Below are 22,564 nucleotides of genomic sequence, written 5' to 3'. Positions count from 1 at the left end.
TCTAACTGTTGGTAAAAGGGAGTTATGTGTATTCTTTTACGTGACAGTGAATTTAAGAATTTGGCGGGCAGATGCCCGGGCAGTATCCGTGTATTATCAGTTTCAATGGATTTGTGACATGTACAATTTTGCAAAACCGTGTGTTTTGCAACCAAACAGGTGAAGATGAATATGGCGAATTTGAAAGCGGTTATTCCGGTCGCAGGACTAGGCATGCATATGCTGCCGGCCACAAAGGCAATTCCAAAGGAGATGCTGCCGATCGTTGATAAGCCAATGATTCAGTACATTGTTGACGAAATCGTCGCCGCCGGGATCAAAGAGATTGTTCTGGTGACGCACTCCTCGAAGAACGCGGTGGAAAACCACTTTGATACCTCCTACGAGCTGGAAGCCCTGCTTGAGCAACGCGTGAAGCGCCAGCTGTTGGCGGAAGTCCAGGCCATTTGCCCGCCGGGCGTAACCATCATGAACGTGCGCCAGGCGCAGCCGCTGGGTCTGGGTCACTCCATCCTCTGCGCCCGCCCGGTCGTCGGGGATAACCCGTTTGTGGTGGTGCTGCCGGATATCATTCTCGATGGCGGCACCGCTGACCCGCTGCGCTATAACCTCGCCGCCATGGTCGCCCGCTTTAACGAGACCGGCCGCAGCCAGGTGCTGGCGAAACGCATGCCGGGGGATCTCTCCGAATACTCCGTGATCCAGACCAAAGAGCCGATGGTGGCGGAAGGGCAGGTCGCACGTATCGTCGAGTTTATTGAAAAACCGGACGAACCGCAGACTCTGGACTCCGACCTGATGGCGGTGGGCCGCTACGTACTGTCGGCAGATATCTGGGCCGAACTGGAGCGCACCGAGCCGGGCGCCTGGGGGCGTATCCAGCTGACCGACGCCATTGCCGAGCTGGCGAAGAAGCAGTCCGTCGACGCGATGCTGATGACTGGTGAAAGCTATGACTGCGGTAAGAAAATGGGCTATATGCAGGCCTTCGTCACCTACGGAATGCGTAACCTGAAAGAAGGCACCAAATTCCGCGAAAGCATTAAAAAACTGCTGGCCTGAGCGCCAGCCTGAGACTGAGCGGCAGGCTCTGAACATCCGTCCTGCCGCTCATAACGTTATGCAGAATTTATTCATAACGTGAATGTTATAACGATTGTAAAGAAACGTATGGCTTCGGAGACTTCTGGTAGTTTGTCTCTGGCCTCTGTGGTGCAATGGTCGGAGTAGCGGCAATAATGCTTTATGAATAGTCACTTAGTGCGACAATTCCTAAAGTGCAGGGAAAGCGGTCAACGTCAGCCAAAAATAAAACTTGACTGCGATCATGTTTCCGCTTTAAACATCTCACTTGCATGCATAAAAATGTGAAATGAATTGGCATGCGAGCTGGTACAGACATTATGGATAATCCCTGAGCACGGCAGTGGACATCATCGAAGGATCACAGGTATATGAACTGGCAACTCATCTCATTTTTTGGCGATAGCACCGTTTTGCTGCCCAGCGCAGCGGCGCTGTTTATTGTCCTGATGCTGCGTAAAACGTCGCGGTTGCTGGCGTGGCAGTGGAGTTTGCTGTTCGGCATCACCGGCGCCATCGTCTGCGCCTCCAAACTGGCCTTTATGGGCTGGGGACTGGGTATTCGCGAGCTGGATTACACCGGCTTCAGCGGCCACTCAGCGCTCTCCGCAGCCTTCTGGCCTATCTTCTTAGGGCTGCTTAGCGCCCGTTTCTCCGCGGGTGTGCAAAGAGCAGCGGTCGCCACAGGCTATGTTTTAGCCGCAGTGGTGGGGTATTCACGGCTGGTCATCCATGCGCATTCCGTCTCGGAAGTGATCGCTGGCCTGCTGCTGGGTGCTGCCGGCAGCGCACTATTCTTACTACTACAAAAGCGCACTAATCATTCCGAATATATGTATATTCCCTGGGGAGGACTTGCATGTTTGGTGATGGTCCCGCTTATCCTGTTGCATAGCGGCAATAAAGCGCCGACCCAGTCCCTGCTGGGGCAGATCGCCACTACAATTGGTCCGTTGGACAAGCCCTTTACCCGCAACGATCTGCACAAGCAGGCCTGGTAATTGCCATTTGTTTTACAGGGGAAATTAAGTTTTCGCTGGTTAATTAGTCAAATAAGAAAATAATCTACTATATGCCGGGCAATTGATAATTCATATTTATGAAATAATGAAGTGCTACTACATTGCTATTGCATATTTGCCTGGATATAGCCGTGATAAGACGTTTCTTAAAGGCGTTAAGAAAGTACCTTTTGCAGATTTAATGTATATCCAGACACTGGAAACTATTAGAAATTGTAGTTGACTATGACGACATCATCTGATTTTAGAATGACACAATTGTCATGAAAAAATGTCTTTTTTTCAGATGGTTAGCTGTGCATGTGTCGGCGCAGTGATGTCGTGTAGATGTTCGATAGGTGAGAGCAGTAAATAATCTTATTGGCGAACCCCTATTTTTCGCCAATAAAACAGCGGATAGGATTAATTGGCAGATATTCGGCACTAAGACTCCCAATTGTGACCGAAATCCCGTAGACTTAACGCCGCAAAAATAAAGGCCTGACCAATTATTCATCCGCAGGTCGATAAAATAAGTCGTTCAGGTAGTCAGTGCGCTGGTAGCTGTTAAGCCAGGGGCGGTAGCGTCGCTGAAGCCGTTTGCTGCTGTACAATAGCTCCTGTTCAATTGCTGTAAAAATCGACCCTGTCATGATGAATACCCTCATCAGCTATCTATCCATTTTCCACGGATATCCTCAGAAGTTGGTCAGGAGCGGCTGCTGATATCACCTGGACATTAATTTTCCCATCTCATCGATAGCCTGTAGGGTGAAATTCGCCTACATTGTGAGCTGGGTGGATGTGATAATGGTTACGAGCAGCTTAGGGTAACTGTACTTGCCTCGCCGGTGTTGCACAGTGAAGTCAGCTGGTGCCGCGAGCGCTTTCTATCTTGCTATTCCCCTCATTCTCATTGAGATACGACAGCGGGGCTGAAAATGGATCTTGTACAATGATAAAAATTGCGCGCATTGCCGTGACGCTGGGTTTACTTTCCTCACTGGGAGCCCAGGCTTTCGCGGCCGGGTTAGTGGTAAATGATAACGATCTGCGTAACGACCTTGCCTGGCTTTCCGATCGCGGGGTCATCCATCTGAGCCTGTCGACTTGGCCGCTGAGTCAGGAAGAGATCGCCCGGGCGCTAAAAAAGGCCAAACCGTCCTATTCTTCTGAGCAAGTGGTTCTGGCTCGTATCAACCAGAGACTGTCTGCTTTAAAAGCCGATTTCCGGGTCACCGGCTACACCTCGACCGACCAGCCGGGCACCCCGCAGGGGTTTGGTCAGACGCAGCCGGCAGATAACTCGTTAGGTCTGGCGTTCAATAACAGCGGCGAGTGGTGGGATGTCCACCTCCAGGGCAACGTCGAAGGGGGAGAGCGTATCAGCAACGGATCGCGCTTCAACGCCAACGGCGCCTATGGCGCGGTGAAATTCTGGAACCAGTGGCTCTCCTTTGGCCAGGTGCCGCAGTGGTGGGGTCCGGGGTATGAAGGCAGCCTGATCCGCGGGGATGCCATGCGGCCGATGACCGGCTTCCTGATGCAGCGGGCAGAGCAGGCGGCGCCGGAAACATGGTGGCTGCGCTGGGTGGGCCCATGGCAGTACCAGATCTCTGCCAGCCAAATGAATCAGTACACTGCTGTCCCACACACTAAAATTATCGGCGGTCGTTTCACCTTTACGCCGTTCCAGTCATTGGAATTAGGCGCATCGCGGATAATGCAGTGGGGAGGGGAAGGGCGACCGCAATCCTTTAGCAGCTTCTGGGATGGTTTTACTGGGCAGGATAATACCGGTACCGATAATGAGCCGGGGAACCAGCTGGCAGGATTTGATTTTAAATTTAAACTCGAACCAACTCTCGGCTGGCCGGTCAGTTTCTACGGGCAAATGATCGGTGAAGATGAGGCTGGTTACCTGCCATCGGCAAATATGTTCCTCGGCGGGATTGAAGGGCACCACGGCTGGGGAAAAGATGCCGTAAACTGGTACCTGGAAGCGCATGATACGCGTACAAATATGAGCCGGACCAATTACAGCTATACCCACCACATCTATAAAGACGGTTACTACCAACAAGGGTATCCGCTGGGTGATGCGATGGGGGGGGATGGTCAATTGTTCGCTGGCAAGGTTGAACTGATTACTGAGGATAACCAACGCTGGAGCACACGTCTGGTTTATGCCAAAGTCAATCCTAAAGAGCAAACAATTAACAAAGCATTTCCTCATTCTGACACGCTTAAAGGTGTTCAGCTTGGTTGGAGTGGAGACGTTTATCAGTCGGTACGTCTGAATACCTCCCTGTGGTACACCAACGCTAACAACAGTGACAGCGACGACGTTGGGGCCAGTGCAGGGATAGAGATACCGTTTAGTTTATAAGGCTGAATGCTGAAAACAGGGGAGAGGGAGTGGTAGCGCTGCAGGATGCAGTCAGCTTTTTTCTCTCCAAAAGCCGGCACGGAAGCAACGGCGATGACAGCTGCTCAGGAATTGGCAAATCTTGTTTTACTGATGATGTGACATTATGAAGAAAAAACTTGTTAGATTTTCGGCATTAGCGTTGGCAATTGGGTTTTTATCGGGTTGTACCATTATTCCAGGACAAGGATTAAATAGCCTGCGTAAGAATGTGGTTGAGCTTCCGGACAGTGACTACGATCTGGATAAACTGGTCAATGTGTATCCTATGACTCCGGGGCTGATCGATCAGCTTCGCCCAGAGACCGTTCTTGCTCGTCCAAACCCACAATTGGATAATTTACTGCGCAGTTATGAATATCGCATTGGTGTTGGCGATGTATTGATGGTTACTGTTTGGGATCACCCGGAGCTGACAACGCCTGCAGGGCAATACCGTAGCGCCAGCGACACTGGTAACTGGGTCAACTCGGATGGCACCATTTTCTACCCATATATCGGTAAGGTGCAGGTGGCGGGGAAAACACTGAGCCAGGTACGCCAGGATATCGCAAGCCGGTTGACCACCTATATTGAAAGTCCTCAGGTGGATGTTAGTGTTGCTGCATTTCGTTCACAAAAAGCCTATGTTACTGGTGAAGTTGCAAAATCTGGACAGCAGCCAATAACGAATATTCCGCTTACAGTTATGGACGCGATTAATAACGCTGGAGGGCTGGCTCCAGATGCCGATTGGCGAAATGTTGTATTAACTCATAACGGTAAAGATACAAAAGTCTCATTGTATGCATTAATGCAGAAGGGGGACTTGACCCAGAATCATTTACTGTATCCAGGGGATATACTATTTGTACCACGCAATGATGATTTGAAAGTATTTGTCATGGGTGAAGTGGGCAAACAAAGCACTTTAAAAATGGACCGCAGTGGTATGACTGTAGCTGAAGCTTTAGGAAATGCCGAAGGTATGTCGCAGGCATTTAGTGACGCAACTGGTGTATTTGTCATTCGTCAGTTGAAGGGTGATAAGCAAGGTAAAATAGCTAATATCTATCAGCTTAACGCGCAAGATGCTTCGGCAATGGTACTGGGAACCGAATTTCAATTACAGCCATACGATATCGTTTATGTCACGACTGCTCCTTTGGTACGTTGGAATCGCGTAATTTCTCAGCTTGTACCGACTATTACTGGTGTTCATGACATGACGGAAACTGCGAAATTTATTAAGGATTGGCCATAATATGTTTGAGTCTATATTAGTGGTATGTACGGGTAATATATGCCGCTCTCCTATAGGTGAACGGTATTTACAAAAACTGCTTCCTAATAAAAGGATAGAATCAGCTGGAACTAGTGCGTTAGTTGATCATGAGGCAGATTATAGTGCTATAAAAGTAGCAGCTGAACATGGGATCTCACTTGCGGACCATAAAGGGCGTCAATATACGTCCTCTTTAGGTAGACAATATGATTTGATTCTTGTAATGGAAAAATATCATCTTGAAAAAATCGGTCAAATATCACCTGAGGCTAGAGGTAAGACAATGCTTTTTGGTCATTGGCTAAATCAACGTGATATTCCTGATCCATACCGAAAAAGCGACGAAGCTTTCAAGTCTGTCTTCCAATTAATTGAAGAAGCGGGTCAACTTTGGGTAAGAAAGTTGGACGTTTAATCATTAGGAATTAATGCATGTCATCTGTGATTAATAAAAGTATGAAAAAAGACTCTGATGAAATTGATTTAGGGCGATTAGTTGGCGAACTCATTGATCATCGAAAACTAATTATTTCCGTAACAGCACTATTTACTTTGTTAGCATTAGTATATGCTTTATTTGCCACCCCAATATATCAGGCAGATGCTTTAGTCCAAGTTGAACAGAAACAAGCGAATGCAATATTAAGTAATTTAAGTCAGATGTTACCTGACAGCCAGCCACAATCTGCACCAGAGATTGCTCTTTTACAGTCAAGAATGATATTAGGGAAAACAGTAGATGATTTAAATTTACAAACAAGAGTTAAACAGGATTATTTCCCTATATTTGGTAGAGGTTGGGCCCGGCTAACTGGAGAAAAACCTTCAGAGGTTAATATTTCTAGGTTATATTTACCGGTAACTGATGATGATAATCCTGAAATAAAACTTATCGTCAAAGATGATATGCACTATTCACTCAAATCAGATTCGTTTTCAATTGATGGTGTAGTTGGCGAACTCGTCGATGCGAAAGATATTTCGATAAAAGTTGATAGCATAACCGCACCTAAAGGAACAATTTTTTCGGTATCATATGTTTCTAAACTGAAAGCTATTTCTGATTTGCAAGATATATTAACTGTTGCTGATCAAGGAAAAGATACGGGAATCCTTACTCTTTCTCTAACAGGAGATAATCCAAAGCTGATAGAAAAAATCATTGACAGTATAACAAATAACTATCTTGCACAAAATATATCACGCCAAGCTGCACAAGATGAAAAAAGTTTAGATTTTTTAAATCGACAGCTTCCTCAAGTTCGAAGTGAGTTAGATGCAGCCGAAGATAAATTAAATTTGTTTAGAAGGCAAAATGATTCAGTAGATCTCTCGCTAGAAGCTAAATCTGTTTTAGACCAGATCGTAAATGTTGATAACCAACTGAACGAGTTAACATTTCGAGAATCAGAAATTTCTCAGCTATATACAAAGGAGCATCCTACCTATAAGGCATTGATGGAAAAAAGAAAAACTTTACAAGATGAAAAGGCAAAATTAAATAAACGAGTAACCGCGATGCCGGAAACTCAGCAGGAAATTCTACGTTTAAGTAGAGATGTTGAGTCTGGTCGTGCAGTCTACATGCAATTGCTAAACCGTCAGCAAGAGTTAAATATCGCAAAATCTAGTGCAATAGGTAACGTTAGAATCATTGATAATGCTGTTACTGAACCGAAACCAATAAAGCCTAAAAAAATTATCATTGTATTGTTAGGTATAATTCTTGGTGGAGGGGTTTCAGTAGCAATAGTCATTCTTCAAGTTTTCTTAAGGAGAGGGATTGAATCGCCTGAACAACTTGAGGACTTAGGTGTGAACGTTTACGCGAGCATTCCAGTATCGGAAACTTTTTCTAAAAAATCGAATCAAAGTTTTAAAAGAAATAAAAGTAAAGGCGTTAATGAATATCGCGATGGTTTACTAGCGATCGAAAACCCGGCAGATCTTGCAATAGAAGCGATCCGTGGTTTGCGGACTAGTTTACATTTCGCAATGATGGAAGCAAGAAATAATATATTGATGATTTCAGGTGCAAGCCCAAATGCGGGGAAAACGTTTGTCAGCACCAATCTTTCAGCGATAATCGCACAAAGCAATAAGAGAGTATTGTTTATTGATGCCGATTTACGTAAAGGATATACGCACAAGCTTTTTGAAGTATCAAATGACAATGGACTTTCTGATTTACTTGCGGGAAAAACTGAGATTACAAAAGCTATAAAAAAACTTCCAGTTGCCGGATTTGATTTTATCTCAAGGGGAAATATCCCACCGAATCCAGCCGAGCTGCTCATGCATGAGAGATTTGGAAAATTATTGGAATGGGCTAATAATGAATATGATCTAGTCATTATCGATACGCCACCAATACTTGCCGTTACCGATGCAGCAATAATTGGTAATTACTCTGGCACTACTCTATTAGTTGCACGATTTGAAATGAATACACCAAAAGAAATAGAAGTAAGCGTTAAGCGATTTGAGCAAAGTGGAGTAAAAGTAAAAGGTTGCATTATGAATGGTGTTGTGAAGAAAGCCAGCAGTTATTATAGCTACGGCTATAGTTATTACGGCTATTCTTATAATAAAGATGATAAAAAGTAACGATTGAGAAATAAAAGAAGCTGATATATCGGGTATACCAGCTTCTTTGTTGTATCATATCAGTTAATTTCATATGGGGTGAAAACAGATCGATGATTTTTAAAAGTATGAAAATGGTAGCCCCGGTATTGTTAGCTCTAACCTGTCATATAAACAGTACAAGTGCTGCTCAAAAATGTTTTGTCATACCAGAACAAGCAAGAACATATCTAGGTAATATATCACAAGTAATAAATATTAATAACAAACCGAATGCAATGGCCATAGTTCATATTGAACACTCCTTGCCAGGGCAACCTAATGTTATTAAGGCGTTTGATGCTTATAATCAATTTAAAATGATGCGTAATGCGGCATTGTTATGGAGTGAGAGTAACGATGAAAAGTATTTGCTATTTTCTAAAAAATATCTTTTAGCTTGGCTAGAAAAGTATAAACCATCATTAAACCCTATTGATGAGACCCCATTTGATGCGTTAATTGACACATATACGATTATTAAACCGAAGTTGAATGAAAACGAAAACAAAATGGTAACATCTTTTTTTAAAGAATGGGCTAATGATTATATCAATTATATAATTCGAAAGGGAAATTCAGTAAAGGGGTTAACCCCGGACAACTGGCAAAGCCATCGGATAAAAATAATAACTATGCTTGCCAGTGCAACTAATGATAAAGAGTTATTTTCTAAGGCAACAGAAATTTTCCAAGAGCAAATTTTAAAAAATATAAAGCCTAGTGGTGAGGTGTATGATTTTTCAGAGAGAGATGCAATAAGTTATGCTGTTTTTGATCTCCTTCCGCTTTCCCAGGCTGCCATAGTGGCAAAAAATAATGGGTATGATTGGTTTGGGTATGTAAGCCCTAGTGGTTCATCGCTAAAAAAAGGGATTGATTGGTTAGTTCCATACATGAATGGACTAAAAACACATAATGAATTCAATAATACCAAGTCTGAATTTGATAAAGTTAGACGATCTATTGGAATGAAAGATTTCAAGGGAGCCTTTAATCCTGTTCGGGCTGCATCATTATTTTGGGTGGCTTCAGCCTTAGATGAAAATTATCTTCCATTAGCAAAAAAGTTAAAAGCAATGCCTGAACCATTAGCGGTCTCATGTAAAACTTTATAATATCTATTTCTAAGGTTGTTTATGAGTAATAATAAAGTTATGCGTAACGCTGGCATGCTGTATGTCAGAATGTTAGTTATGCTTTTTGTGAGTTTATATACATCGAGAGTTGTGCTTAATACCCTTGGTGTAAGCGATTTTGGTATTTATAATGTTGTTGGTGGCATTGTTTTGATGTTCGCTTTTATCAGTAATACTATGGCGGGCGCTTCTCAACGTTTTTTTTCTTATGAGATTGGACGCAATAATTCTGATAGGTTAAAACAGCTTTTTTCTGTAACATTAACAATATATGTTTTCTTTTGTATATTAATAAGTGTATTAGCAGAGACGGTAGGGTTGTGGTTCATCCGTAATAAAATGAACATCCCGGTTGAAAGGATTGATGCCGCGTTATTTGTCTATCATGCATCAATAATATCTTTTATATTCACGATAATTAGAATACCATATAATTCACTAATTATTGCTCATGAGAAAATGAGTTTTTTCGCCACAACAAGTATAATTGAAGCTTTTTTAAAGCTTGGTGGAGTTTTCTTACTCTCCTTTTTAGAGTGGGATAAGCTGAAATTATATTCTGTAATAATGTTACTTGTAGTGTTCATTATTACTATTGTCTATTATTTATATTGTAGAAGAAACTTTAACGAATCCAAATTCATAATAGTAAAAGATAAGAAAATATATACTGAACTATCTTCTTATGCAGGATGGAATTCCTTTACAACCTTGGCAAATATTGGTTTGGACCAAGGTATAAATATTTTGCTAAATATATTTTTTGGTCCTGTGGTGAATGCTGCTCGTGGAATCGCCTTTCAAATTAAAACTCAAGTTACTGCTTTTGTAGGCAACATACAAATGGCATCAGCACCACAAATAATAAAATATCATGCTGCTAACAAAAAAAGCGAACTAGAGAAGTTGGTTTTTTTAAGCTCAAGAATTACTTATTATTTTATGTTCTTTATTGCTTTGCCTGTCTTGTTACAAACTGAGACACTGCTCAAACTTTGGTTAATAAAAGTACCACCGCATGCTGTTGTGTTTACGCAATTAGTGATTATTAATATACTTATTGAAACAATATCAGGTACAGTGACATCAGCAATTCAGGCTACAGGAAGAATAAAAGCGTATCAAATTTCAGTTGGGGTGGTCTTACTGTTAGCTGTGCCTATTTCATTTGTATTGTTAAAGCTAGGGTTATCACCAGAAATTACAGTTGTGGTAACCAGCTTTCTTTCGGTTATATGTGTCTTAATAAGACTTATTATGTTTCAGGTATTGTTAGGTGTTAAAATTACCTCTTATTTAAATAAAGTTTTATTCAATAGTATAATAATTTCGATATTAAGTAGTATCACTCCGTTAATTATTCGTTTTTATTGTAACAGCGTTGGGTTGAAAGAAGTTATTATATTTTTAATCACATGCTCGTCATGTGTTATATCAACCATTGTTACGATTTATTTCTTTGGTTTGAATGCTGAAGAAAAAAAATACATTTTAAATTTACTTAACAAAAAAATAGCATGAGGGTTTTATGAAGGAAAGTATTAAAGTACATTGGTGCTATATTGATAATTTCGGCGATGCACTTAATCCATATTTATTAGAAAAATTAACAGGTAAAAAGGTCGTATATAGGAACTTTGAAAAGCCTAATTATAAAAAGGAATTTAAACTGTTTATAAAGTCCATTCTCAAATTTAAAGCATATGATTTTAACCGATTAAGAGCATTTGATGAGAATGAAAATGTGGTATTAGGCATAGGTTCTTTGCTAAATCGTTCACGTCCAAGATTCCATATTTGGGGTACAGGTTATATGAATCAACATGAGCGAGCAAAAGGCGGTATTCTATATGCTGTAAGAGGGAGATATTCGGCGGAAAAACTACATTCAGAAGGCTTCGAATATTGCGATGTTTGGGGTGACCCAGCATTACTATTACCTATAGTATACCCACAAAAAAAAATAACTAAAAAGTATGCGCTTGGCATCATTCCTCATCTTAAAGATTACGCCTTTTTTAAGCAGATGTACGGCTCAAATAAAAAAGTACATGTGATAGATCTTAAAACGTCCAATATTGAAGATGTATTGAATCAAATGTTGTCTTGCGAACAAATAATTTCTACTTCTTTACATGGAGTTATTGTTGGTCACGCATATGGAATTCCAACTATTTGGATTAAACATAACGATATAGATACAGATGGTTTCAAATTCAAGGATTATTTTGATTCGGTAGGTATTAAATTATATAACGGGTTCACTAATTTTGATGAAATTGTTGAAAATCATGTTGATTTTTTTGAATTACATAAAGATATACATCTTCCAACCATTGATCTTAAATATATGCAGAAGAGATTACTTGAAGTAGCCCCTTTTGATGTCTTACCCTATTATCAGTAATTTTTATAAATGAGCGTGAACATGTATAGTAATCTTGAACGTTTAATCTTGCTTGTTATGCGTAAAATATACTTCAAAGCTAATGGACTTTCTCCAGTTACTCAAGTTTTTGAAAATTACGTAACGAAACGAGATGGCGAAGCTAATGAATTTATTTATGAATTAATTCGAAGCAACAAACCTCTGATGGTATCTAAATTTGGCACTATTGAATTGAATGCTTTAGTTTCACATCAATTGCAACACAAAAAAAAATATAATTTATCAGATAAACTTTTATTCATTAAAGGGAAAATACCAAATTTGTGGTGGCCAATAAAACTTGATGCGCTTTGCAATAATGCTGGTTTTTTTCCTAACGATAACGAAAAACTATCTGAATTTTATCAGATAAATTTAGATGCTATAAAAAACATTGATGTATTAGGAAGTTACATTGAAAAAGAAAATTTTTTCTCCGATTTTTATTCTAAAAATATAGTGAGAGTAAATTTAGACGGATACTACGCACCTTTTTTATATGATAAGCCGTGGACAGCAGCTCTTAAGGGGAAGAAAGTATTAGTTATTCATCCCTTTGATGCGGAGATTAAAAGTCAATACGGAAAAAAAGAGTTATTATGGAAAGATAAAGAGGTTTTACCTGACTTTGATCTTATCACATATAAGCCTGTTGTCTCTATGTTAGGGCAACAAACTGAATATTTGTCATGGATGGAAGCGCTAGATAAAATGCAAACTGATATTCGAACGATAGAATTTGATATCGCTTTAATAGGATGCGGTGCTTATGGTATGCCCCTCGCGGCCTTTATTAAAGGAATGGGAAAGCAGGCAATTCACTTAGCTGGTTGGACTCAAATATTGTTCGGAATAAAGGGGAAAAGATGGGATGATTTACCCTATATATCCAAATACTATAATGATGCGTGGGTGAGACCACAGCAACAATCAAAAATCAAAGGTTTTGATTCAATAGAAAAAGGATGCTATTGGTAACATCATAAACACTATTATCTGGCAGAAAAGAATGACTCTGAATAAAAGAACACTAGGGCTAATACTAATATTTGCTTTTCCTGTTTGTCTTTATCAACTTTTTAATATAATTTGGATAGATAAACAAGTCGCTAAGTTATTGTATTTTATAATATTAACTTTTGTGATAATTTATGTTTTTCCTAATTTATTCCGGATAAAAAAGAATTCAAAATACGAGGTCCCACTAAGATTTTTGTTTATAACAATGTGGATATCTATAGCATGCGCACTTTTATTTTGGGGACAAGATATTATTTTGAGCTATAGATCAAGCGCAACCTATTTTGGTGTTGTTTTTTTCTTCTTACTAATGAAGGAAAAACCTGATATTGCTACTATAGAGAGACTCATCTGGTTCTACTGTATTATCTTCATACTCCTTTGGCTTTATGGAATGCATAAGGCACCTCAAATTATATATGCTATTGACGCTGAAACTACAATGGACAACAGCAGAGGGATATTTAGGTTAGCTTTGCCAGGACGTGGATTTTTGATTTTGGGTTTTTTTGTTGCAGTAAGTAAATATATTGAAACAAAAAAAAATAAATGGGCGCTTTTATTTGGAGTGCTTTTTGTATTTATCATATTCCAAGTCACACGACAAATTATAATTTTTTCTTTCTTAGTATCCTCGATTTATATTCTTAGAAGAAGTAAAATCGCGTTATTTGTATTGTGTTTAGGGGCAATATTCCTTTTATTCAGTGATAGTTTTATTAAGGTAAATGAAGATTCAATCATAGGGAAGATGGTGAATTTATCAACAGAGCAAGCGTCTTCGCAAAGCACCGGGGATAAAAATATCCGTCTACTTGAGTATGAATATTTTCTTACTCATTACTCTAAAAATATTATCACGGATATTTTTGGTAATGGCGTTCCTCATTTCACCTCCTCTTATGGTTTGAAAGAAATTAACATTCGCGAGCAATTTGCTTATTTCATGAGTGATGTTGGTTACGCTGAGATCTTCGTACGTTTTGGTATTTCTGGGATTCTTTTATATCTTATTATATTCACTAGAGCAGCATTTCAAAATGTGGATAAAGAATACATGTATGCGAAGCTTTTCGTAATTTATCTAGCATTAGCAAATGTTACTGCGTCATGGGTTTTCCAAGACGTACTTCCACTTTGCATTTGTTTATATGTCTTAGAAAGATGTAATCTTCAGAAGAAATTTATCGAAAAACAAATTAATTAGCCATTTAAGTTATTATAGGAGTTATTACTAAATGAATCCAAAATTTACTATAGGTATTCCTGCCTATAAAGCCTCTTTCTTAAAAGAATGCATTGATAGTATCCTTAGTCAAACCTTTAAGGACTTTGAGCTTATTATTGTTAACGATGCATCTCCAGAAAATTTGGATTCAATAATATCTAATTATAATGATACACGTATTCGATATTATAAAAATGAAAAAAATTGTGGTGCTGAAAATGTAATTGATAATTGGAATAAATGTCTTTCGTATGCAAATGGTGAATATTTTATACTTATGGGTGACGATGATAAACTAGATCAAGATTACCTATCTGAATTCAATGATATAATCTCTTCGCATCCAGATATGAATGTCTACCATTGCCGAAGTTTGATTATTAATGAGAAGTCAATTCCTACAACATTGACTCAAAAATTACCTAGTAATGAAAGCGTTATTGAGAATATGTGGCATCGTCTACATGGATTCAGAAATCAATTTATATCAGATTTTGTTTATAAAAAACAATTTTTAGATAATAATAATGGTTTTTATAAAAACAAACTGGCTTGGGCATCGGATGATATAACAAGTTATATTGCAATGACTGAGAAAGGAATTGTTCACACGAACAGTCCCTTATTACATTATCGAAGAAGTGCTATTAATATAACATCATCAGGCTCTGTTCAGTTAAAACTGAAAGCTGTACTAAACGAATACGCATGGTACCAGTCGTTTCTTGAAAATTACAAACCAAGAACCACTACAGATACAGTGTTATTTGAAGAAATTAAGTCCAAGCTAAATAAATTCAAGAAGAAGAAGATTATTGAGACAATTTCTTACAGCGGAATAAGAAAAGGTAGTTTTATAAAAGACGCAATACATTGGTCTAAGGAAAGGAAAAAATATAATGTGAGTTTGCAGGAGTATATCTATTTATGTATTTTGGCTTATAAAAAAATAAAAGCAAGCGAATATTTCTAAATTTAACTTATTGAGAATTTACAATGAAGGCTTATTTTTACCCCCCGCTATTTCGTAAAACAAAGGGTGTTAATAACCCTTACTCAAAAAATTTTATAAATAGTCTTAGTAAATATTATACAGTGAATTCTAAACCTGCAAATGTTGTTGGATTATTGGATTTATTTTTTGCTTCTTTTTCAAGTGATGTAGTTATTTTAAACTGGGTGGATAATATAGCTTTTAAAAAGTTAGCTTACTTACAGTATGTTTTATTTAAGATAATACTGAAGATATTAGTTTTGCGTCATGTATGCATTGTGTGGGTACTTCATAACATTCACCCTCATAAAGGAGAAAATGTTCTCACGAATAAAATAAACAATCTGATGTGTAAGTATTCAGACTTGATTTTGGTGCATTCATCTGAAGCACAGGATTATATTTCTCAATTTACTAAAGCTAAGATCTACTTTTTACATCATCCGATAGAACCAATTATGTTAGAAAACAAAAAATCGGTTCATACATCTAATAAATTCGATTTTCTTATATGGGGCTCTATAGAACCTTATAAAGGAGTTTTGGAATTTTTACAATTTTGTAATCACAATAAAACAATTACTGAAGGTTGGCGTATCAAAATTGTCGGTTTGTGTAAGAATAAAATATATGAAGAGGAAATAAAGAAATATACATCCAAAAATACAATTTTCGAAAACCGTAAAATTGAGTTCCACGAGTTAGCTGAACAAATTAGTGCATCACAATTTGTATTATTTCCATATACATCATCTTCTGTTTCAAGTTCAGGCGCACTGATGGATAGTCTTTCGTTAGGGGCTAACATTATTGGTCCTTCTAAAGGGGCGTTCAAGGATCTTGCAAATGATGGGATTTGCTTCGTTTATGATAATTTAGATGAGCTTCCAGATATCAAAAAGCGATTTTCTGAGATTAATAAAAAAGCAGTTCAAATTTTTGTTCATAAGCATTCTTGGGATGACTTTGCGAGTAATATTTCTGGCCTGATCAATTCATCAATCGAAGAGAAATTAAAACATGGGTAACAATGTAAGTGCAAAGATAATAATTGCAACGCATAAGCAATATCATTTCCCGAATGATAAAATTTACCTACCACTGCATGTTGGCAAGGTAGATAAAAAAGATTTAGGAATTAATGGTGATGATACCGGAGATAATATTTCCTTCAAAAATGCATCATATTGTGAACTCACTGGGTTATATTGGGCTTGGAAAAATTTATCTGAAGATTACATTGGACTCGTACATTACAGGCGACATTTTTCGAATTCAAAAAAGAATTCAAAAAATAAATTCGAAAACATTCTAACCGAACTTGAATTATTAAGTTTAATACCTCGCTATGATGTTTTAGTTCCTAAGAAGAGGAAGTATTACATTGAGACTCTTTATTCCCATTATAAGCACACACATTATAAAGAACACTTGGATTATACAAGGAATATTATAAAGTCAAATTATCCTGATTATATTGATTCATATGATAAAATTGTAAATAAAACGTCTGGTTACATGTTTAATATGTTTATCATGCGAAAAGATTTGGTGGATGAGTATTGTAGGTGGCTTTTCCCTATTTTGCTTGAATTGGAAGCATTGATAGATTCAACTTCGCTAACCACCTTTCACAGACGGTTTTATGGTAGAGTAAGCGAAATACTTTTTAATGTTTGGCTGGATAATTATAAGCTTAAAAATCCTAGTTTGAAAATCAAAGAACTCAACCATATCCATATGGATAAAATAAATTGGTTGAAAAAGGGAATGTCTTTTTTAAGAGCAAAATTCTCTAATAAAAAATACGAAGGCAGTTTTTAAATGAGGAGTAAGACATGAAATATGACTACATAATCGTTGGTGCAGGACTTTTTGGTGCTACGTTCGCATATGAAGCAAAAAAGAAAGGGAAAAAATGTCTTGTCATTGATAAACGCTCCCATATTGCTGGTAATATTTACACTGAAGAAGTAAATGGTATCAATGTCCATAAATATGGTGCACATATCTTTCATACAAATGATAAGTTCATTTGGGACTATGTTCAACAGTTCGCTGAATTTAATAGATATACTAATTCCCCTATAGCAAAGTTCGAAAATGAAATTTATAATCTTCCATTCAACATGAACACTTTCAATAAATTATGGGGAGTGGTTACACCAGAACAAGCGAAAGAAAAAATTGCAGAACAGGTAATTAATGAAAATATTACCAACCCTCAAAATTTAGAAGAACAGGCTATTTCACTTGTTGGTCGGGATATTTATGAGAAGCTCATAAAGGGATATACTGAAAAACAATGGGGAAGACAAGCCACGGAGATTCCCGCATTTATTATAAAAAGATTACCTGTTCGTTTTACGTATGATAATAATTACTTTCGCGATAAATACCAAGGGATACCTGTCGGCGGGTATACTCAGATTGTTGATAAAATGCTAGATGGTATTGAAGTTCTCCTGGATACCGATTTTTTTGAAAGAAAAGAATATTATTTATCAATAGCTGATAAGATTATATTCACCGGAATGATTGATCAGTATTATGATTATTGCTATGGAACACTGGAATATAGAAGTCTTAAATTTGAAACCAAAGAACTAGACATTGATAATTTCCAAGGAAATGCTGTAGTAAATTATACAGAATATAAAATACCATACACGAGGATTATTGAGCATAAGCATTTTGAGTTTGGTGAGCAAGAAAATACAATTATTACCTATGAATATCCATCTGATTGGTGTAAAGGTGATGAACCTTATTATCCAATCAACGATAATAAGAATAATGACTTATATCAGAAATATGTGTTGTTATCACAGCAAGAAGATAAAGTTATTTTTGGCGGGCGCTTAGGAATGTATAAATATTTCGATATGCATAATGTAATTGCTGAAGCATTAAGTTGTGCAAATAAAAATATTAAATAGGCAATAGGGAGTTGAATATGCCGATCATCAGTGTTATTTTACCGATATACAATATAAAAGAAGAATATCTTGAAAATTGTATCCAATCGGTTTGCCGCCAGACTTTAGATGATATAGAAATTATATTGGTTAATGATGGTTCGACCAATAATTGTCTGGAGGTATGCACAAAGTTTTCACATACCGATAATAGAATTATTGTTATCGATCAACCTAATAGTGGTGTTTCTGTAGCCCGTAATAGCGGGCTTGCTATTGCTCGTGGTGAATGGATTGCTTTTGTCGACCCTGATGATTGGCTTGAACCTGATTATTTATCATCATTGTATAATAATATTTCATCAAACACTGAGATTGTTATATGTGATTGTAATGTTTTTTCTAATGGGGAAAAGCGAGAAAATAAATTCCTTCCTGATAATTCAATAGGACATATTGAAAATAAAAATTTACTACTCGGGCAGCTCGTAAGCAAAGTTATTGCTGGCTATTACCCACAGTTAATAGGTCCTGGTGTTCCTTGGGGGAAGTTATTTAAACATGACTTTATAAATAAATATAAACTGAAATTCGTACCTGGTATGGTTAGGATGCAAGATAATATTTTTTGTCTCTATGCTTACTATTATGCAAATCACATTGTTTACACTGGGGATAATAAATACAATTATAGGATGGAAAATAATTCTGCTAGCTTTAAATACAATAAAAAAATAATAAATCATTTTGAAAGATATTTTGAAGAAGTCGAATGCTTTATAGAGAAATGCATGAGTGGAAATGAACGATATAAAAAAGCTTTAGATGCTAAAACTTTAACCAGTATAAATTCTTATTTATTGTATTATTTTTGTCATGCTGATTTTACAAAACAAAGAGAAACCGATACGCTGAGTAATTTGATGTCTAGACAACCATATGCTGGTGCGCTCAAAAGAGTGGATTTCTCTTACTTAACTGCATCAGAGAAAGTATTTGTTATATTGTTAAAATTAAGATTGTATGGCGCCTTGAAATTAATTTACAAAATTAAACAATGATTCCATCCTATTTTATCTTAATTTTCTATCTTTATGTTTTAATAAAGCGGTAATTCATATTCTATAAGAGTGAATATATTATGCTTACTTTTTCTCACAGGGCTAGAGCAAATGCTAATGCCTCTCTAATATCTATGGTGCAGCGATTTTCGGATATTACAATTTTATTTGTAAGCTTATATGTCGTTTGTATCTATAATGATTTATTATTCGATTATAAATATAGCTTGCTAGCTTTGGCTGTATTGGTTGTTTTTCAAATGATCGGTGGGATTACAGATTTTTACAGATCTTGGCGTGGGGTTAAAATATCAGCGGAATTGATACTTATAATAAAGAATTGGTCTTTAAGCTTACTTTTTACTGTGGGTTTGTTTTCTTTTATACCTGATTTCACTTATCCTTTCAAAATATTTCTTGAATGGTATTTATTAGTTACTTTTGGCTTTGTATTATGCCGGACTGGTATTCGATTAAGTGCCGGCCTCCTACGGAAATTAGGATATAACACTCGAGTTGTTGCAGTGGCTGGATCAACTCCTGCTGGAATAGGTTTGTTGAAAGGGTTTGTTGAAGAGCCTTGGTTAGGTTTTGTCGTTAAAGGTATTTATGATGATACTGTTCTGGGAAATAGTGATGACATACCTTATTGTGGTGATTTCTCAAAGTTGATTTCGGATGCTAAAGAGGGAAAAATTGATCGTGTCTATATTGCCCTAAATATGAAAGATGAGGCGATTATAAAGACTGTAGTAAGTCAACTAACTGATACAACTTGTTCTGTCCTTCTCATACCCGATATATTTACCTTTAATATATTACAATCACGTACTGAAGAGATTAACGGTGTCCCTGTCGTTCCATTGTTTGACACACCCTTAAACGGTATTAATATGATCTTCAAGAGGCTGGAAGATATCATTGTTTCTTTGATTATTCTAACCTTGATTTCCCCTGTTTTGTTGTTAATAGCATGTATTGTAAAATTTACTTCCCCTGGTCCAGTTATTTTTCGTCAAATCAGATATGGAATGGATGGTAAACCAATACGGGTTTGGAAATTCAGAACAATGAAGGTCATGGAGAATGATGATAAAGTAATTCAAGCCAAAAAAGATGATGTTAGGGTGACAAAAGTTGGTAAATTTCTACGTAGCACTTCGCTTGATGAGCTACCGCAATTTTTCAACGTGTTATTTGGACAAATGTCAGTGGTTGGCCCGCGTCCTCATGCTGTCGCTCATAATGAACAATACAGATCTCTTATTCAAGGATATATGTTAAGGCACAAGGTGAAACCAGGAATTACTGGTCTAGCTCAAATAAATGGATGGCGCGGCGAAACCGATACACTTGAGAAAATGGAGAAGAGGATTGAATATGACCTTTTATACATTAGAGGATGGAGTGTTTGGCTTGACTTGAAAATAATATTTCTCACAATCTTTAAAGGATTTGTCAATAAGTCGGCTTATTAGCATAATGCTCTTTACTTTGTTTTTCTATTCGTCCATTTAATGTATGGTTATTTCGCTTGTTACATTCATGTTTCTAACTTGTTTTCGCTATCATACAGACTCTCTTTAAGCTAACATTATCATCGCATTTAAGCTGCGAATATGTCGCAGTGACCACACCTGACAGGAGTATGTAATGTCCAAGCAACAGATCGGGGTTGTCGGTATGGCCGTGATGGGGCGCAACCTAGCGCTCAACATCGAAAGCCGTGGTTATACCGTCTCCGTTTTCAACCGCTCCCGTGAAAAGACCGAAGAAGTGATTGCCGAAAATCCAGGCAAGAAGCTGGTTCCTTACTACACAGTACAAGAGTTTGTTGAATCCCTCGAAACACCACGTCGTATCCTGTTGATGGTGAAGGCCGGGGCTGGCACCGACAGCGCCATCGATTCCCTGAAGCCTTACCTCGACAAAGGCGACATCATCATTGATGGCGGCAACACCTTCTTCCAGGACACCATCCGTCGTAACCGTGAACTGTCTGCCGAAGGTTTTAACTTTATCGGCACCGGTGTTTCCGGTGGTGAAGAGGGGGCTCTGAAAGGGCCTTCCATCATGCCTGGTGGCCAAAAAGAAGCCTATGAACTTGTTGCTCCGATTCTGAAACAGATCGCGGCGGTTGCTGAAGACGGTGAGCCTTGTGTCACCTATATCGGTGCTGATGGCGCTGGTCATTATGTGAAGATGGTTCATAACGGCATCGAGTATGGTGATATGCAGCTGATTGCCGAAGCCTATGCGCTGTTGAAAGGCGGTCTGGCGCTCTCCAATGAAGAGCTGGCACAAACCTTCACCGAATGGAACGAAGGTGAACTGAGCAGCTACCTGATCGATATTACCAAAGATATCTTCACCAAGAAGGATGAAGAAGGTAAGTACCTCGTTGATGTCATTCTTGATGAAGCTGCAAACAAAGGTACCGGTAAGTGGACCAGTCAAAGCTCACTGGATCTCGGCGAACCTCTGTCTCTGATCACCGAGTCCGTATTTGCTCGTTACATCTCTTCGCTTAAAGACCAGCGTGTAGCTGCTTCGAAAGTGCTGAGTGGTCCGCAGGCTCAACCGGCCGGCGATAAAGCGGAATTTATCGAAAAAGTGCGTCGCGCGTTGTACCTCGGTAAAATCGTTTCCTATGCTCAGGGCTTCTCCCAGCTGCGAGCTGCTTCTGATGAATACAACTGGGATCTGAACTACGGCGAGATCGCTAAGATTTTCCGCGCTGGCTGCATCATTCGTGCGCAGTTCCTGCAGAAGATCACCGATGCTTATGCGCAAAACGCGGGCATTGCTAACCTCCTGCTGGCGCCGTACTTCAAACAGATCGCTGATGACTATCAGCAGGCGCTGCGTGATGTAGTGGCGTATGCCGTACAGAATGGTATTCCGGTACCGACTTTCTCTGCTGCAATTGCCTACTACGACAGCTACCGTTCCGCAGTTCTGCCCGCTAACCTGATTCAGGCTCAGCGTGATTACTTTGGTGCGCACACCTATAAGCGTACTGATAAAGAAGGTGTATTCCATACCGAGTGGTTGGAATAATCTTTATATGCCACAGTCAGGCCATTTGGCCTGACTGTTATCTATTGTTACTTATTCTACAATAATCTGATCAAAGTCATCTTATTTGCACGCCTGCGTTATTTATCCAGCTCTAATAAACCAAATGCTTATCTTTTAAGAATTTGCCATATTTATACTTTTGTACACCTATAATAAGCTGCTTCTGGCCTCAGAATATATCTGGGTGTTTAATAACAGGGTTTTAATTAAAGGATATTAATATGTTGCTTCCTGTGATCATGGCTGGTGGTACCGGCAGTCGTCTCTGGCCGATGTCTCGCGAGCTTTACCCGA

At 38.4% G+C, this 22,564-nt stretch carries 18 protein-coding genes and 2 pseudogenes; 19 read left to right on the top strand and 1 reads right to left on the bottom strand.

Annotated elements, in window-relative coordinates; genetic code table 11:
* Window positions 1–165 precede the first annotated feature (165 nt).
* Together galF and ABLV52_RS10510 are read left to right on the top strand one after the other, a co-directional pair.
* Window positions 166–1,094, top strand: a pseudogene (gene galF, locus ABLV52_RS10515) (GalU regulator GalF).
* Window positions 1,095–1,454: 360 nt separating this feature from the next.
* Window positions 1,455–2,084: a phosphatase PAP2 family protein gene (locus ABLV52_RS10510; RefSeq protein ID WP_348890345.1), complete on the top strand. Its 630-nt coding sequence runs from the start codon at window positions 1,455–1,457 to the stop codon at window positions 2,082–2,084.
* Window positions 2,085–2,625: 541 nt separating this feature from the next.
* Here the strand turns inward: ABLV52_RS10510 and ABLV52_RS10505 are convergent.
* Window positions 2,626–2,752: pseudogene (locus ABLV52_RS10505) on the bottom strand (hypothetical protein).
* 287 nt (window positions 2,753–3,039) lie between these two features.
* Here ABLV52_RS10505 and ABLV52_RS10500 point away from each other — a divergent pair.
* The 17 genes from ABLV52_RS10500 to ABLV52_RS10420 all read left to right on the top strand — a co-directional run.
* Complete coding sequence (locus ABLV52_RS10500; RefSeq protein WP_348890344.1) at window positions 3,040–4,473, top strand: capsule assembly Wzi family protein; 1,434 nt, start codon at window positions 3,040–3,042, stop codon at window positions 4,471–4,473.
* Between the two features lie 145 nt (window positions 4,474–4,618).
* On the top strand, window positions 4,619–5,755 hold the full coding sequence (locus ABLV52_RS10495) for a polysaccharide export protein (protein WP_117132537.1): 1,137 nt from the start codon (window positions 4,619–4,621) through the stop codon (window positions 5,753–5,755).
* Window position 5,756: 1 nt separating this feature from the next.
* A complete protein-coding gene (locus ABLV52_RS10490; RefSeq protein WP_057109526.1) occupies window positions 5,757–6,191 on the top strand; it encodes a protein-tyrosine-phosphatase in 435 nt (144 codons plus the stop codon).
* Between the two features lie 17 nt (window positions 6,192–6,208).
* On the top strand, window positions 6,209–8,383 hold the full coding sequence (locus ABLV52_RS10485) for a polysaccharide biosynthesis tyrosine autokinase (protein WP_117132536.1): 2,175 nt from the start codon (window positions 6,209–6,211) through the stop codon (window positions 8,381–8,383).
* 107 nt (window positions 8,384–8,490) lie between these two features.
* On the top strand, window positions 8,491–9,519 hold the full coding sequence (locus tag ABLV52_RS10480; protein WP_072240814.1) for an alginate lyase family protein: 1,029 nt from the start codon (window positions 8,491–8,493) through the stop codon (window positions 9,517–9,519).
* Window positions 9,520–9,540: 21 nt separating this feature from the next.
* Window positions 9,541–11,061 carry a hypothetical protein gene (locus tag ABLV52_RS10475; RefSeq protein WP_106504657.1) on the top strand — a complete coding sequence of 507 codons (1,521 nt, stop codon included), beginning with the start codon at window positions 9,541–9,543 and terminating at the stop codon, window positions 11,059–11,061.
* A gap of 7 nt (window positions 11,062–11,068) precedes the next feature.
* Complete coding sequence (locus ABLV52_RS10470; RefSeq protein WP_348890343.1) at window positions 11,069–11,947, top strand: polysaccharide pyruvyl transferase family protein; 879 nt, start codon at window positions 11,069–11,071, stop codon at window positions 11,945–11,947.
* 21 nt (window positions 11,948–11,968) lie between these two features.
* On the top strand, window positions 11,969–12,946 hold the full coding sequence (locus tag ABLV52_RS10465; RefSeq protein ID WP_064762412.1) for a hypothetical protein: 978 nt from the start codon (window positions 11,969–11,971) through the stop codon (window positions 12,944–12,946).
* Window positions 12,947–12,977: 31 nt separating this feature from the next.
* Entirely contained in the window at window positions 12,978–14,195 is a 1,218-nt protein-coding gene (locus tag ABLV52_RS10460) for a hypothetical protein (protein WP_106504659.1), read from the top strand.
* Between the two features lie 31 nt (window positions 14,196–14,226).
* Window positions 14,227–15,189: a glycosyltransferase family 2 protein gene (locus ABLV52_RS10455; RefSeq protein ID WP_348890342.1), complete on the top strand. Its 963-nt coding sequence runs from the start codon at window positions 14,227–14,229 to the stop codon at window positions 15,187–15,189.
* 23 nt (window positions 15,190–15,212) lie between these two features.
* A complete protein-coding gene (locus tag ABLV52_RS10450; protein ID WP_348890341.1) occupies window positions 15,213–16,238 on the top strand; it encodes a glycosyltransferase in 1,026 nt (341 codons plus the stop codon).
* The gene (locus ABLV52_RS10445) at window positions 16,231–17,034 is read left to right on the top strand and encodes a DUF4422 domain-containing protein (RefSeq protein WP_064765264.1); all 804 of its coding nucleotides are present in this window, start codon (window positions 16,231–16,233) and stop codon (window positions 17,032–17,034) included. The genes ABLV52_RS10450 and ABLV52_RS10445 overlap by 8 nt, the downstream gene beginning before the upstream one ends.
* A gap of 14 nt (window positions 17,035–17,048) precedes the next feature.
* Complete coding sequence (gene glf / locus ABLV52_RS10440; protein ID WP_106504661.1) at window positions 17,049–18,149, top strand: UDP-galactopyranose mutase; 1,101 nt, start codon at window positions 17,049–17,051, stop codon at window positions 18,147–18,149.
* A 17-nt stretch (window positions 18,150–18,166) separates the two neighbouring features.
* Complete coding sequence (locus ABLV52_RS10435; protein WP_064765263.1) at window positions 18,167–19,189, top strand: glycosyltransferase; 1,023 nt, start codon at window positions 18,167–18,169, stop codon at window positions 19,187–19,189.
* An 80-nt stretch (window positions 19,190–19,269) separates the two neighbouring features.
* Window positions 19,270–20,667 (top strand): undecaprenyl-phosphate glucose phosphotransferase, encoded by a 1,398-nt coding sequence (gene wcaJ, locus ABLV52_RS10430; RefSeq protein ID WP_064765262.1) that lies wholly within the window; start codon window positions 19,270–19,272, stop codon window positions 20,665–20,667.
* Between the two features lie 175 nt (window positions 20,668–20,842).
* A complete protein-coding gene (gndA, locus tag ABLV52_RS10425; protein WP_000043543.1) occupies window positions 20,843–22,249 on the top strand; it encodes an NADP-dependent phosphogluconate dehydrogenase in 1,407 nt (468 codons plus the stop codon).
* A gap of 242 nt (window positions 22,250–22,491) precedes the next feature.
* On the top strand, window positions 22,492–22,564 hold a 73-nt coding region (locus ABLV52_RS10420; protein WP_142245722.1), incomplete at its 3' end, for a sugar phosphate nucleotidyltransferase.

The sequence above is a fragment of the Klebsiella sp. GB_Kp056 genome, from assembly GCF_040064755.1.
Classification (GTDB): domain Bacteria; phylum Pseudomonadota; class Gammaproteobacteria; order Enterobacterales; family Enterobacteriaceae; genus Klebsiella; species Klebsiella quasipneumoniae.
The sequence above is the reverse complement of the archived record's forward strand: the minus strand, read 5'-3'. Positions and strand labels throughout refer to the sequence as shown.

Excerpts from the sequence above, each read along its gene's own strand:
- ABLV52_RS10490 (WP_057109526.1), top strand. The coding sequence starts at position 5,757 with ATGTTTGAGTCTATATTAGTGGTATGTACGGGTAATATATGCCGCTCT.
- ABLV52_RS10460 (WP_106504659.1), top strand. The coding sequence starts at position 12,978 with ATGACTCTGAATAAAAGAACACTAGGGCTAATACTAATATTTGCTTTT.
- ABLV52_RS10470 (WP_348890343.1), top strand. The coding sequence starts at position 11,069 with ATGAAGGAAAGTATTAAAGTACATTGGTGCTATATTGATAATTTCGGC.
- ABLV52_RS10475 (WP_106504657.1), top strand. The coding sequence starts at position 9,541 with ATGAGTAATAATAAAGTTATGCGTAACGCTGGCATGCTGTATGTCAGA.
- ABLV52_RS10500 (WP_348890344.1), top strand. The coding sequence starts at position 3,040 with ATGATAAAAATTGCGCGCATTGCCGTGACGCTGGGTTTACTTTCCTCA.
- wcaJ (WP_064765262.1), top strand. The coding sequence starts at position 19,270 with ATGCTTACTTTTTCTCACAGGGCTAGAGCAAATGCTAATGCCTCTCTA.
- ABLV52_RS10465 (WP_064762412.1), top strand. The coding sequence starts at position 11,969 with ATGTATAGTAATCTTGAACGTTTAATCTTGCTTGTTATGCGTAAAATA.
- ABLV52_RS10510 (WP_348890345.1), top strand. The coding sequence starts at position 1,455 with ATGAACTGGCAACTCATCTCATTTTTTGGCGATAGCACCGTTTTGCTG.
- ABLV52_RS10435 (WP_064765263.1), top strand. The coding sequence starts at position 18,167 with ATGCCGATCATCAGTGTTATTTTACCGATATACAATATAAAAGAAGAA.
- ABLV52_RS10450 (WP_348890341.1), top strand. The coding sequence starts at position 15,213 with ATGAAGGCTTATTTTTACCCCCCGCTATTTCGTAAAACAAAGGGTGTT.
- glf (WP_106504661.1), top strand. The coding sequence starts at position 17,049 with ATGAAATATGACTACATAATCGTTGGTGCAGGACTTTTTGGTGCTACG.
- ABLV52_RS10480 (WP_072240814.1), top strand. The coding sequence starts at position 8,491 with ATGAAAATGGTAGCCCCGGTATTGTTAGCTCTAACCTGTCATATAAAC.
- ABLV52_RS10485 (WP_117132536.1), top strand. The coding sequence starts at position 6,209 with ATGTCATCTGTGATTAATAAAAGTATGAAAAAAGACTCTGATGAAATT.
- ABLV52_RS10495 (WP_117132537.1), top strand. The coding sequence starts at position 4,619 with ATGAAGAAAAAACTTGTTAGATTTTCGGCATTAGCGTTGGCAATTGGG.
- ABLV52_RS10445 (WP_064765264.1), top strand. The coding sequence starts at position 16,231 with ATGGGTAACAATGTAAGTGCAAAGATAATAATTGCAACGCATAAGCAA.
- gndA (WP_000043543.1), top strand. The coding sequence starts at position 20,843 with ATGTCCAAGCAACAGATCGGGGTTGTCGGTATGGCCGTGATGGGGCGC.
- ABLV52_RS10455 (WP_348890342.1), top strand. The coding sequence starts at position 14,227 with ATGAATCCAAAATTTACTATAGGTATTCCTGCCTATAAAGCCTCTTTC.